Annotated in this window: 8 protein-coding genes; 3 read left to right on the top strand and 5 right to left on the bottom strand. The window is 67.3% G+C overall.

Translation table 11 applies throughout. The features are described 5' to 3' along the window. The 3 genes from ACTIE5_RS02605 to ACTIE5_RS02595 form a co-directional block, all read right to left on the bottom strand. On the bottom strand, window positions 1-1,482 hold the full coding sequence (locus ACTIE5_RS02605) for a circularly permuted type 2 ATP-grasp protein (protein ID WP_439548131.1): 1,482 nt from the start codon (window positions 1,480-1,482) through the stop codon (window positions 1-3). 138 nt (window positions 1,483-1,620) lie between these two features. Then, window positions 1,621-2,322 carry a DUF1194 domain-containing protein gene (locus tag ACTIE5_RS02600; RefSeq protein ID WP_439548130.1) on the bottom strand — a complete coding sequence of 234 codons (702 nt, stop codon included), beginning with the start codon at window positions 2,320-2,322 and terminating at the stop codon, window positions 1,621-1,623. A gap of 5 nt (window positions 2,323-2,327) precedes the next feature. Beyond that, window positions 2,328-4,040: a gamma-glutamyltransferase family protein gene (locus ACTIE5_RS02595; protein WP_439548129.1), complete on the bottom strand. Its 1,713-nt coding sequence runs from the start codon at window positions 4,038-4,040 to the stop codon at window positions 2,328-2,330. Between the two features lie 104 nt (window positions 4,041-4,144). On the opposite strand from ACTIE5_RS02595, the gene ACTIE5_RS02590 reads away from it, so the two are divergent. Continuing rightward, window positions 4,145-5,188, top strand: a complete 1,044-nt coding sequence (locus ACTIE5_RS02590; protein ID WP_439548128.1) for a hypothetical protein — start codon at window positions 4,145-4,147, stop codon at window positions 5,186-5,188. Window positions 5,189-5,198: 10 nt separating this feature from the next. Here the strand turns inward: ACTIE5_RS02590 and ACTIE5_RS02585 are convergent, their stop codons facing one another. Further along, entirely contained in the window at window positions 5,199-10,151 is a 4,953-nt protein-coding gene (locus ACTIE5_RS02585; protein WP_439548127.1) for a beta strand repeat-containing protein, read from the bottom strand. 263 nt (window positions 10,152-10,414) lie between these two features. Beyond that, window positions 10,415-10,981, bottom strand: a complete 567-nt coding sequence (locus ACTIE5_RS02580) for a nucleoside 2-deoxyribosyltransferase (RefSeq protein ID WP_439548126.1) — start codon at window positions 10,979-10,981, stop codon at window positions 10,415-10,417. 79 nt (window positions 10,982-11,060) lie between these two features. Here ACTIE5_RS02580 and ACTIE5_RS02575 point away from each other — a divergent pair, with 79 nt between their 5' ends. After that, on the top strand, window positions 11,061-11,864 hold the full coding sequence (locus tag ACTIE5_RS02575) for an alpha/beta hydrolase (protein ID WP_439548125.1): 804 nt from the start codon (window positions 11,061-11,063) through the stop codon (window positions 11,862-11,864). Between the two features lie 36 nt (window positions 11,865-11,900). Beyond that, a complete protein-coding gene (locus ACTIE5_RS02570; protein ID WP_439548124.1) occupies window positions 11,901-13,091 on the top strand; it encodes an ABC transporter substrate-binding protein in 1,191 nt (396 codons plus the stop codon). Window position 13,092: the final 1 nt, after the last annotated feature.

Raw genomic sequence — 13,092 nt, 5'->3', positions numbered from 1 at the left:
TCAGCCCCCCATCTTCTGGGACTGGGATTGGGTCTGGGACGGCGCCGGCCCGTCATCCAGCACCCAGGTGTCCTTGGTGCCCCCGCCCTGCGAGGAGTTCACCACCAGCGATCCCTCCCGCAGCGCCACGCGCGTGAGTCCACCGGGCACGATCCGCACATCCTTGCCCGTCAGGATATAGGGGCGGAGGTCCACATGCCGCGGCGCGATGCCGGTGCCGTCCCCGGTGCCCGCCAGCGTCGGCACGGTGGACAGGGCGAGCGTCGGCTGCGCGATGTAGTCGGCCGGGCGCGCCTTGATGCGGCGGGCGAATTCCTCGCGCTGTTCCGCCGTGCTGTGGGGCCCGATCAACATGCCATAGCCGCCCGACCCGCGCGCCAGCTTCACCACCAGCTCGTGCATCCTCTCCAGCACATAGGCGCGGTCGGATTCACGTTCGCACAGATAGGTCGGCACGTTCTGCAGCAGCGGGGCCTCATCCAGGTAGAAGCGGATCATGTCCGGCACGAAGGGGTAGATCGCCTTGTCGTCCGCGATGCCGGCACCCGGCGCATTGGCCAGCGTGATGTTGCCGGCGCGATAGGCCGCGAAGATGCCGGGCACGCCCAGCATGCTGTCCGGCCTGAACACCAGCGGATCGATGTAGTCGTCATCCAGCCGCCGATACAGCACATCGACGCGCTTCGGCCCGGCGGTGGTGCGCATGTAGACGACGGCGTCCTCGACAAACAGGTCGAAGCCCTCGACGACCTCCACGCCCATCTCATCGGCCAGGAAGCAGTGTTCGTAATAGGCGCTGTTGTAGTGTCCTGGTGTCAGGATCGCGACGCAGGGCTCCCCCTGGCAGTTCGGCGGCGCGGCTTCCTTCAGCGTCTCCAGCAATTCCTCGGGGTAGTGCCCCACGGGCATCAGCCGGTGCCCGGCGCAGAGTTGAGGGAACAGCCGCAGCATCGCCTCCCGGTTCTCCAGCATGTAGGAGACGCCGGACGGCGTGCGGCAATTGTCTTCCAGCACGTAGAAATCATCGGGCCCGGTGCGGACCAGGTCGATGCCGCTGATGTGGGTGTAGACGCCGCCTGGCGGCGTGAAGCCCTGCATCTCCGGCCGGAAGGCCTCGTTCTGCAGGACCAGGCTGGCGGGGATCAGGCCGGCGCGCAGGATCTCCCGCTTCGAATAGACATCGGCCATGAACATGTTCAGCGCCTTCACGCGCTGCGTCAGGCCCTTTGCCAGGCGGTCCCATTCCTGGCGGGCCAGGATGCGGGGGATCACGTCGAAGGGGATCAGACGTTCGGGGTCGCCGCCCTCGCCATAGACGGCGAAGGTGATGCCGACGCGGCGGAACAGCGCCTCGGCCTCCGCCCGCTTGGCGGCCAGGGCTTCCAGGCCGTGGGCCTTCAGCCAGGCTTCTATCCCGGCATAGGCCGGGCGCACGCCGCCCCCGGCATGCATCTCGTCGAAGGCGCGGCGCGATTCGTTCACGTGGTTGATCCGGAAGCCACTTTCCCCTCCCCCGACCATCGCGGAATACGATCGCCCTGGGAAGGGGCGCGCATCACACGGACCCGCTGGCCGAAACCCGGCCTGCCCGCCTGTTGGGCAGGCGTGCCGCCGCTGCGATCACCCGAGGCGCGGTCCCGGTGCCAAGGCAACCTCCCGGATCAGCTTGGCACGCAGCGCGCGGGCGAAGTCGCGGCGATCCTCCGCCCGCATCACGAAGGCGCCGGCACCGCCGATCACGTCCCGCTCATAGGCCGCGGCCAGGGCGCCGCCGGCCCAGTTCGACGACACCTCGATGGCAAGCGCGTTGATGGTGATGCCCTGCGCCACAACCCGGTCCCGCGCCTCCGGCGCCGGCACGCGGGATCGCATGTCGGGCCCATCGCCGGAGACATCGATGGTGCGTTCGGTCGCGGCCCAGGGGGCGGCGGCGATCAGCGCGGCGCTGTGCAGGATGGCATCCCCGATGGCGTTGAAGGATTGGCGGGACCGCGGCGCATCCCGCATCGCCCCCGCCGCGACGGCCGCGCTGGCGGTGTCCGAGACGCGGAGCCAATCCACCACCGTCGCGGCACCCCCGGGCGATCCCCATTCCACCATGGCGATGCCGATGGCGCCGCGGGGCTGGGACCGGATGGCGGCCAGCACGGCGGGGTGGGCGATTGCATCCGCGATGCCTTCCCGCTGCAAGGCGAATTCATCGGCGTCGATGGAGCCGGAGGCATCCACCGCCAGCACCAGCAGCGAATCGACCGACGATCCCTGCGCTGCCGCGGGCAGCGCCGCGAGAGCGGGGGCAGCGAGCAGGGCGCGGCGGTGCATCGCGGTCAGTTCGCGATGGCATAGGCCGGGCGGCGGGGGTCCGCGCCGGCATGGATCAGCCCGGTGGAGGGCTCGCTCAACACCACCTCCACGCTGCCGGCCAGCCAGGTGGTGGCCGGCCAGTCCTTCACCTCATGGCCGAGCGCCGTCAGCGCCGCGCGCGTCTCCGCCGGGATGCGCGATTCAACGGCCAGGCGCCCCGGGAAGTATTCATAGGGCGCGAAGGAGGAGGGGAAGGAATAGGTCGCGACGCGCGGTGCCTCGATCGCGTCCTGCACCTGCATGCCGAAATGCAGGATGTTCAGCATGACCTGCAGCATGGCCTGGATCTGCACATCGCCCCCCGGCGTGCCGAAGGGCATGACGCCGCCTTCCTTCGTCAGCACCATGGCGGGGTTGGGCGTCAGGCGCGGCCGTTTGCCCGGCGCGACACCAGCGGGGTGGCGCGGATCGGGCCGGTTCTGGGATCCACGGCCGGAGATCACCAGCCCCGTCCCCGGCACCACCGGCACGTTCCAGGACCCGTCGCTGGGCGTGGCGCTGAAGGCGTTGCCCCAACGATCCACGACGGCGACGTAGGAGGTATCGGCCTCGATCTTCGGCAGCGGTTCCTGTGTGGCGGGCGGCAGTTCCGTGCCGTTGCCGAGGATGGGTTCCGGCAGGCCGGGATGCGCGCGGCTGAGGTCGATGGCGGCGGCACGGCGGGCGATGTGGGCGGGGGAGAGCAAGGTCTCCAGCGGCACATCGGTGAAGGCGGGGTCGCCGAAATGGTACTCCCGGTCCGCCAGCGCGCCTTTCAGCGCCTCCGTGATCACATGCAGGTATTGCGGGGAGTTGTGTGCCAGGCCGTCCAGGCCGAGCTTCTCCGCGATCAGCAGCGCCTCCAGCAGCGCGGGGCCCTGGCACCAGGGGCCGCAGGTGATGACCTCATGCCCCCGCCAGGGGCGGCGCACCACGGGTTCGATGCGGGAGGCGAAGCTGGCCATGTCCTCCGCGGAGAGGAACCCGCCCTCCGCCTTGATGAAGCGCACGATCTGCTGCGCCAGGTCGCCCTTGTAGAAGGCGTCATGCGCGGCCTGCAGCCCGGCCTCCCGGCCGCCCGACGCCGCGGCGCGTTCCTGGTCCACCATGAAGGTCAGGCTGTTGGCGAGGTCCGTCTGCCGGAACAGCTCCCCGATCCGGGGCGGGCGGCCACCCGGCAGGAAGATGGCGGCGTTCTGCGGCCAGCGGGCATAGGCGGCCTTCTGCTTCTCGATGCTCTCGGCCAGCAGCGCATAGGTCGCGTAGCCGTCGCGGGCGTAGCGGATGGCGCCGGCGGCGATGTCGCCGAAGCTCATCGTGCCGTGGCGCCGCAGCGCCGTGATCCAGGCATCCGGCGCCGCCGGCACCACCATGCGCCGCACGCCGATCGGCATGGTGCCGCCATGTTCCCGCATGAAGACATCGGGCGGCGTCGAGGCCGGCCAATGGCCGAGGCCCGCGATGCTCTCCACCGTGCCATCGGCCTTGCGGATCAGGATGGGCGCCACGCCCGCGACGCTCACCAGGTCCGGCTGCAGCACGCCGAGCGCGAGCCCCGCCGCGCAGCCCGCATCCACCGCGTTGCCCCCGGCTTCGAGGATGGCGAAGCCCGCCGCGGCGGCGAGGTAGTGCCCCGCACTGATGGCGTGGCGTGTGCCGCTGATGGTGGGGCGCCCAGAGGGGGACGTGTCGGTCATGGCAGGCCTCGATGCATTCTGGGTGCGGAAGGCTCGGCGCCCGGGGGCTGCACTGTCAATGGCAGGGAACCATCGGGCGGCTCGGGCGTCGGCACCGCGGACCGATGCACGACACCTCATCCCCCACCCTGCCCGTCGCCAGCCATGGCGCGGCGCTGCTGCGCGGCCTGCGCGTGGAAGCCAGCGGCAATTCCCTGCCCGGCCTGCCCGCCGGCGCCGACCGGGATTTCGACTCCATCCTGGCCGCCTGGCGCCTGCGCCACCGCCGCGGCGGGGGGCGCGACCCCTTTGGCGACATCGTGCCGGAAGCGGTGGAGGCCGAGGCGCTGGACCAGGCGCTCGCCGGCTTCGCGCCGGTGGCGGCCGGGCTGGTGCAGGGCGCGATCGAGGATGTGGCCCACAACCTCGTGAAGATCATCCGCGCCTGCCTGGTGCGGCCGGAATGGCAGGGCACGCAGCGCCTGGTCGTCGGCGGCGGGTTCCGCGTGGCGCGGATCGCGGAACTGGCCCTGGCCCGCGCGGGCGTGCTGCTGCGGGCGGAAAGCCTCGGTTCCGCCGTCGCCGCCATCCGGCACGATCCGGCGGAGACCGGGCTCCTCGGCGCCGCCAGGCTGCTGCCGCTGCGGCTGCTGGAGGGGTCGGATGCGGTGCTGACCGCCGATCTCGGTCGGCGGAGCTTCCGCGCGGGGCTGGTACTGCCGAGGCTCGGCGTGGCGCCCGAACTGGCGGCGGCCTGCATCTGGCGGATGCGGGCCTGGGTGCATGTGGCGGAAGCGCCGGACCGGCAGCGCGCGCTGCAGGGGCTCGGCGCGCTGTTGGGGGAACTCGCGGGCACGGCGCGGGATGCGGGGCTGTCCATCGCCCCCGCCATCGCCATCGGCGTCCCCGCCCCGGTGGCCGGGGATGGCACACTCGGCGAGGGGGCGGAGTTGCTGCCGGGCGACTGGTCCGCTCCGGGCTTCCGCGCCGCCGAGGCGATCGAGGCGTTGCTGCCGCAGCGCGCGGCGGATGTGGTCCTGCACCACGCCGCCGTGACCTACGGCCTGTCGGAAGCGCCCTTCCACCGCGACATCGCGCGCTGGGGCGTGTTGCGCATCGGGGCGGACCCCGGCCACGCCCGTTTCACGAACCTGCCGCTAAGGCGCTGACCGCGGATCATCAGGCAATCACCTGGATCTCCGATCCCACAAATCCGGTTACCCCAAGAATGGTCGCGATCGCCGTCTGCCCGCCAGCATCCGTGCCGTTGGCATCCCACCACAGGATGCGGTCATCGGTGTCGAAGACGAACTGCCCGGTGCCCGCCACCGTCGCGACCCCCGCCGCATTGGCGACGTAGAGGTTATTGGCGACCAGATCGATGCCGATGGTCAGCGGGCCACCAAACCCGGCGGCGGAGACCTGGATGGAATCATCCGCCACGTTGTAGTCAGCGACGCGATCCGGCGCCTCCCCGATGCTTCGGAACAGGAACACATCGCTGCCGGTGCCGCCGAGCAGACTATCGTTGCCCGCGCCGCCCGTCAGCGTGTCATTCCCTGCGCCGCCATTCAGCGTATCGTTGCCATCAGCGCCCTCCAGCGCATTCGCCCCCCCATTGCCGACCAGCGAATTGTTCTGGGCGCTGCCCGTGCCGTTGATGTTCGCCGTGCCCGTCAGACTCAGCACTTCAATGAAGTCGACCAGCGTGTAGCTGACGGAAGAGGCGACCTGGTCGCTTCCCTCCCCGTTCAGTTCGAGGATCGCATCAGCCGCCGTGTCCACGAAGTAGATGTCGTTGCCAACGCCGCCGACAAGACTATCGGCCCCCGCGCCGCCATCCAGCCTGTCATTGCCAACGCCGCCCGACAGGGTGTTGCTGGCAACATTACCGGAAAGCGTGTTGTCCTGTGCGTTGCCCGTGCCGGCGATCGTGTCCGTCCCGCGGAGAAAAAGCGCTTCAGTGAAGTCGGACAAGGTGTAGCTGACACTTGAATAGACCTGGTCAGCGCCATCGCCATCGAATTCGATGACCGTGTCGCCCGAATTATCGACGAAATAGATGTCGTTGCCGGCGCCGCCAAGCATGACATCGGCACCGATACCCCCATCGAGGCGGTCATGGCCGCCCTCGCCGGACAAGCGATTGATTCCGGCATTGCCCGTCAGAGTGTTGTTTCCATCATTGCCAGTACCATCGGTGTTCCCGGAACCGCGCAGCACGAGTGTCTCGAGAAAATTCGACAGGATGTATGTGGCTGTCGAGAATACCTGGTCTGTCCCCTCCCCATTCAGTTCCAGAATCCTGTCGTTACTATTGTCGACATAGTACACATCATCGCCCACGCCGCCGGCGATGCTGTCCGCCCCCGTGCCGCCGTCCATCGTGTCATTGCCAACGCCGCCCGCAAGCGTGTCGCTATCCGTGCCGCCGGAAAGCTGGTCGTTGCCTTCGCCGCCGACCAGGCTGTCCGCGCCCGCGGCGCCGTTGAGGTTGTCGTTGCCACCGCTGCCAAGCATGATGTCGTTGCCACCGCTGCCGTTGATGGCATCCTGGCCCGCACCACCATCGATGGTGTCGGCCCCTCCTGACCCGGTGATCGTGTCACTGCCCGCGCCGCCCTCGATGACGTTGCCGACAGTGATGGCGACGGCCTGCGTTTCGGTGAATTCGCCATCGGTGGCGGAGACGACGATGTTGTAGACGTTGTTGCCACCGTTATCGAGCGGTGTCTCGAAGTCCGGCGCACTGACGAAGTGGACCGCGCCCGTCGCGCTATTGATGGTGAAGCGGGCTGCGTCGGTTCCGGCGATGCTGTAGTTGAGCACCGTATCAGCATCGATATCGAGGCCGATGACGGTGTAGGCGGGGGTGGTCATGTTCTCCGTGAAGGCGGCGGTGCCGGCCGAGACGATGCTCAGGCCCTCATTCACGTTGGTGACCGTGATGTAGACATCCTGGCTGACGGGGGCGCCAAGAACCGTGGGCGTGCCCGCGATATCGATCACGTCGCTGACGGAAACAACGATCGAATAGACGCTGCTGCGCGGTGCCTCGAAGTTCGGTGACGCGACGAACAGCACCTCGCCGGTACTGGCGTCGACCGAGAAGAGCGAGGCGTCGGCGCCCGAGATCGCGAAGACATGGGTCGCGCCGGCCAGGTCATCGTCATCCGTATAGGTGATGGTGTAGGCAATGCCCGTGTCGTTCTCCGCGAAGATCGCGTTGATCGGGGAAGATAGCACGGGCGCCACATTCACGTCGGTCACGGTGATGGACCGGTTGATGCTGGAGGTCAGGCTGCCATCGGACGCCGAGAGCACGACGTCGTAGACGTTGTCGCCATCGTCATCGAGCGGTATCTCGAAATCAGGCGCGTTGATGAAGGTGGCGCGGCCGGTCGTGGCGTTCATCGTGAACAGCGCCGCATCCACACCGCTGATCGAATAGGTGATTGTCACCGGACCGGCCGCGGCAGCGCCGCCATTGTCAGTCGCGGAGATGGAGAAGGCCGTCCCCGTCGCATTCTCCGCGAAGGTGGTCGGGCCAAGGTTGGTGATGACGGGGGCCGTATTCTCATAGACGTCCGCGACCGTGATCGAGACCTGCCTGGTCACGGTAAAGTCCGGGCCATCGGTGACCTCCAGCACGACGACGTAGACGTTGTCGCCGTTGAGGTCGGTCGGATTCTCGAAGTCGGGCGGCACGATGAAAGTCAACCCGCCAGTGAGGGCATCGAGCGCGAACAACGCATTGTCGTTGGTGCCGCCAGTGGCCAGCGAGGTGGTGAGGTACGACAGGTCACCGGTGATCGGACCGGCGGCGTCGCCGGTGTCGTAAACCAAGGCCGTATAGACGACCCCCGTACCGTTTTCCGCGAAGCTGGCGCCAGTGCCCGAAGAGAAGAAGGGGGCCGTATTCTCATAGACGTCGGTGACGGTGATGCTGACCGCCTGGCGTGCGGTCCGTGACCCGTCGGAGGCCGTGACGGTGATGTCATAGATGTTGTTCGTGTTCGCGTCGTCCGGCGTCTCGAAGTCCTTTGCCACAGTGAAGGACACAGCGCCCGTCGCGGTGTTGATGTTGAACTTCGAGGCGTCAGCGCCTTCGATCCCATAGACCAGCGTCACCGGCCGCTGGGCGACCGCATCGCCATCATCCGTCGCGGCCGCGGTGTAGACGATTCCGGTCGCATTCTCCGCGATCGTGCCCGTGGTACCGGATGAAAAGACCGGCGGCGTGTTCTCGTAGATCAGGTTGGTGACCTTGATCACCAGGTTCTGGGCGATGGGCTGGATGCCGTCGCTGACCGTGATGGTGACGTTGTAGGTATTGTCGGCACCGACGTCGCCGGGCGCCTCGAAATCCGGCGGGGCGCGGAAGGTCAGGTCGCCCGTCGTCGTGTTGAGGTTGAAGAGGCCGGCATCGGGCCCGCTGAGGCGCATTGTCAGCGTATCGCCATCCGGGTCCACGGCACTGACGCCGTAAATCGTGTCCTCTGTGTTCTCCGCCACGCTCATGCGAAGCGTCAGCGCCGCCACGTCGTTGGTGCCCTGGATGGTCAGCGTCACCGTGCCGGTGCGCACCAGCCCTTCCGCATCGCGCATCGAGTAGTTGAAGTCGGTGGTAGTGGTCTGGCCGGCCTTGAGAGACTGGAAGTTGACGCCGGGGTCATAGACCACCTTGCCGCCGACGATGCTGGCGGTGCCGACGAGGCCGGTCGTGTCCAGGCTCAGCAGCGTCTTGGCGGAGCCCGTCGTCGCCGTCAGGTCATTCGCCAGCACGTCGATGGTAACGGGCGCGCCGTCCTCCACCGCCGTCGCCCTGTCATCCACCGCGACAGTGGACGGTGCCAGGGTGATGACGAAAGCGTCGTAGTCGGTGCGGTCGCCATCATCGGCAAACCCGTACTTCTGATCGGAGACCACCACGACCTTGCTGCCATCGGGCGAAATCGATGCGCCCTGCACGTCGGAAATGACATAGCTGATCGTACCGGTGTTGCGATCCAGAACGTAGACGGCGTTGTGGCCAAATACATAGCCGGGCAAGTTGCTAACCATGCCGGTGAAGAGGATCTTGGAAAAGTCGTCGGATACGCCCTGGACGGGTTCCCAGCTGTAAATGTCATTGGGCCCAGCACTGAAAGGGGTTGCGCCCGATGCCACGAAGACGTCGATCAGTTCCCCGGTAACGAGGTTCTTCTCCATGACCCGGTATGTGCCGACGGTATCGCTCGGGCTGCTGTACTGTCTGACATCGAACAGCACCCGCGTCCCATCGGCCGAGAATACGGGGTGGGACGCATTGGCGAGGGTGAGCTGGCTGCCATCACTCGCCGTGCTGGCGCGGATGATCTCGCCGGTCGAAAGATTCTTGACGAAGACGTCGCCGCCCCGCTCGGCGGCCCCTCCGATCGTCGCAAAGTTCGTGTCATCAGCGACCAGATTCGTGGCAAGGCTGGTGAAGGCCACGAAGTTGCCGTCGCGGGAGAAGACCGCGTCGCTCGCCTGCCTGTTACCCGCTACACCCGCGGCGTTGGATGAGGCAAGCTGGTAGGCGCCGCCTACGACGTCCTTGACGAAGATCTGGGGTAAATTCCACGGAATATCCTCAGCAACAAGGTTCTCCGAGGTCGTCTTGATCAGGAAGCGCTGGCCATCGGCTGACAGGCTGAAGTTGTCGAAGCCCCGAAACGGCACCTTGCCATCGGCGGCAACGTCTGCCCGGACGAGCGAACCGGTGTTGACGTCGAAGACAACAAGCTTGGTGTCATCGGCTGTGCTGCCGGGGATGAGATTCGTGGCCCTCGTCACGGCGCCAAGCTTCGTTCCGTCCGCCGAGAAGCTGAATTCGCTGTAGCCGTAGTCCGTGAGCGCGCCCCCGATGGCCAGGAACGCAGGCTTCAACTCGCCTGTATAGAGATCCTTCAGCAGGATCGGCCGGTCGGCGGGTGCGTGCAGAGGGGCCGTTGGATTGAGGTTCATGGAGATCGAGGTGAAAGCGACCTGCGAGCCGTCGGCCGTAAACACCATACGGCCCAGGCCCGAATTGCTGTCGCCCTTCACGCCCGCGGCAGTTTCGCTGACGCGGCCGATGCCGCCGATGGTGGGCGATACGACTGAGGTCATGGGGTGCGATGCCTGGTCTGATCGTTGTTGCGACGACGACGCAGCCGATGAGCGGCCGTGAGGTTCGGCAAAGACTCTCACGGATTTACAGACTATTCAATTATTCGCGCAATCTTATATCTGAGACAGACCGCAAAGCCAGCAAATACCAAACATGAATAATTTGAAATAAATTGTCACCTGCACTCTTTAATTGTGCGGGCATTCAATATACTCGTTCAGCGGGAAGTCGTTGGCTACCAACCCACCCTTGAGCCCTTCACTCAACCCCGGCGTGCAGCCAAAGCCTCCAGACAGGCCTCGAACCCCGCCAGATCCGTCCATCGCTCGGATTCCGGCACCTGCCGGCGCAGCAGCACCCCATCCGCCGCACGGATGCCGCCGTCGATCATCAGATTGTCGACGAGGCCGAAGGATTCGAGGGACAGCCCCTCCCCGTCCACCCACTCGCCTTCGGTGTTACGGCGCGCGGCATCGCCGAGAAAGGAGCGTGTGCGGGTGCTGAAATCCGCGATGTCGTTGCTGTAGCCCAGCACCGGCCGGCCGAGGGCGCGCATGAAGCCCAGTTCGTAGACCGTGCCGGCATCGGCGGAGGGGCCGCGGAAGGGCGTCAGGTTCGCGACCAGCGCATCGCAGGCGCGGATATGCGCCTCATTCCGCAGATAGATGGCGTACCAGAGGTCCGGCGCCGCATCGGCGGCGGGATCGGGGCGCGGATCCGTGGGGAAGACGCCCTCCAGCCCATACTGCGTGCAGAGGCGCTTCTTCTCCGCCGCCATGGCGGCGGCATCGGGCAGGAAGACGTCGGGGCCGGCGAGATACACTTTCATCGCCCTCTCATGCCCCAAACGGGGGTGGTTGTGGAACGGGGGGCTTGCCGCAGATGGCTGCCCCGCGTGCAATGCGGCCATGAACCCTGAAGCCGAGTACAACAACCGCGCCCGCGTGCCCGAACACCCTGCCGTGATGGCGGGATGGCAGAGGGACGCCGCCGCCTGGCGGGAATCCTGCCCGCGCGCCGAACTCGGCCTGGCCTATGGGGCGGGGGAGCGGGAGCGGCTCGACCTGTTCTGGCCGGAAGGCGAGGCGTCGGCCGTGGTCGTATTCATCCATGGTGGATACTGGATGGCACTGGGGCGCGAATGGGTCAGCCATTGCGCGCGGGGGTTGAACTTCCATGGCGTCGCGGTGGCGGTGCCGTCCTACGACCTGGCCCCTGGCGTCACCATCGGCACCATCGTCGCGCAGATGCGCGCCGCCTGCGCCTTCCTGCATCGCCGGCACGGAAAGCGCCTGATGGTGACGGGCCATTCGGCCGGTGGGCAGCTGGCGGCGATGATGCTCGCGACGCAATGGCGGGCGCTGGACCCTGCCCTGCCCGCGGACCTCGTGCCCGCCGCGCTGCCGATCTCCGGCGTGTTCGAGCTGGAGCCGCTGCTGCCGACCAGCATCGGCGCCGCGCTCGGCATCACGGCAGAGGAAGCCCGCGCCGCGTCGCCGCGCTTCCTGCCGAAGCCCGGCGGCGTGATCCATTGCGTGGTGGGCGGCGACGAAAGCCCCGAATACCTGCGCCAGACCCGCGACATGGCCGCGGCCTGGGGCGGCACGGCGGAGGCTCTGCCCGGCCTGAACCACTTCACAGTCATCGCGCCGCTGGCCGATCCGGGCAGCGCGCTGGTGGGGCATGCGAAACGGCTTGCATGCCGGCAATAGTTCAAGCTTAAAATATCTGCGGGAGACGGAGGAACGATGATGCGTTTTGAACTGGGCCGGCGCGCTGCGCTGGGTCTCGGCGCCTCGGCGCTGGCCATGCCGCTGGTGGCGCGCGCGCAGGCGGCGCCGGTGAAGGTGGGGCTCGTCGCGGTGCTGACGGGGCCGCAGGCGTCGCTGGGCACGCATCTGCGGGACGGCTTCATGCTGGGCATGCGGCACCTGGAGAACCGCCTCGGCGGCCGCGGTGCCGAAGTGCTGGTCATCGATGACGAGCTTCGCCCCGATGTCGCCGTGACCAAGGTACGCGCGGCGATCGAGCGCGACCGCTGCGACGTGATCGTGGGTGTCGTCTTCTCCAACATCCTGGCCGCCATCATGCGTCCGGTGACGGAGACGCAGACCTTCCTGATCTCCACCAATGCAGGCCCCTCCCCCTTCGCGGGGCGCGGCTGCAACCCGTTCTTCTTCGCGACCTCCTACGTCAATGACCAGAACCACGCGGTGATGGGGCAGGCGGCGCAGGATGCGGGCTACCGCCGCGTCATGATCATGACGCCGAACTACCAGGCGGGGCGCGATGCCGCGGCCGGCTTCAAGTCCCGCTTCCGGGGCGAGGTGGTGGACGAGATCTACACGCCGCTGACGCAGCTCGACTTCTCGGCGGAGTTGGCGCGCATCGCGGCGGCGCGGCCGGATGCGCTGTTCACCTTCATGCCGGGCGGGCTCGGCGTGAATCTGGTGCGGCAGTATCGCCAGGCCGGGCTCGGCAACATCCCGTTCCTGTCCGCCTTCACGGTGGATGAGGCGGTGCTGCCGGCGCAGGGCGATGCGGCGGTCGGCTTCTTCACCGGCACCACCTGGACGCCGACGCTGCCCAACGAGCAGAACGCGCGCTTCGTGCGGGATTTCGAGGGCCAGTTCAACTACGTGCCCGCCAGCTACGCTGCCCATGCCTATGACAGCGCCTTCCTGCTGGACAGCGCCATCCGCCGGACCGGCGGCAATCTGGCCGACAAGGGCGCGCTGCGCACCGCCATCCGGGCGGCGGATTTCCGCAGCGTGCGCGGGAACTTCGCCTTCGGCGCCAACCACTTCCCCGTCCAGGATTTCTGGCTGGCCAAGGTGGCGAAGCGCGCGGATGGCAAGTTCCAGACCGAGCATGAGCGGAAGGTGTTCGACAACATCGTCGATCCCTTCGCGCAAGAATGCCGCATGCCCGCGGCCTGAG

This window comes from Falsiroseomonas sp., from assembly GCF_051859025.1.
In the GTDB taxonomy this organism is placed as follows: domain Bacteria; phylum Pseudomonadota; class Alphaproteobacteria; order Acetobacterales; family Acetobacteraceae; genus Falsiroseomonas.
Note: the sequence above shows the minus strand (reverse complement) of the source record. Positions and strands in the feature narration are given on the sequence as shown.

Bases quoted from the DNA above. Each gene is read 5' to 3' on its own strand.
- ACTIE5_RS02580 (WP_439548126.1), bottom strand. From the start codon at position 10,981: ATGAAAGTGTATCTCGCCGGCCCCGACGTCTTCCTGCCCGATGCCGCC.
- ACTIE5_RS02585 (WP_439548127.1), bottom strand. From the start codon at position 10,151: ATGACCTCAGTCGTATCGCCCACCATCGGCGGCATCGGCCGCGTCAGC.
- ACTIE5_RS02590 (WP_439548128.1), top strand. From the start codon at position 4,145: ATGCACGACACCTCATCCCCCACCCTGCCCGTCGCCAGCCATGGCGCG.
- ACTIE5_RS02575 (WP_439548125.1), top strand. From the start codon at position 11,061: ATGAACCCTGAAGCCGAGTACAACAACCGCGCCCGCGTGCCCGAACAC.
- ACTIE5_RS02570 (WP_439548124.1), top strand. From the start codon at position 11,901: ATGATGCGTTTTGAACTGGGCCGGCGCGCTGCGCTGGGTCTCGGCGCC.
- ACTIE5_RS02600 (WP_439548130.1), bottom strand. From the start codon at position 2,322: ATGCACCGCCGCGCCCTGCTCGCTGCCCCCGCTCTCGCGGCGCTGCCC.
- ACTIE5_RS02595 (WP_439548129.1), bottom strand. From the start codon at position 4,040: ATGACCGACACGTCCCCCTCTGGGCGCCCCACCATCAGCGGCACACGC.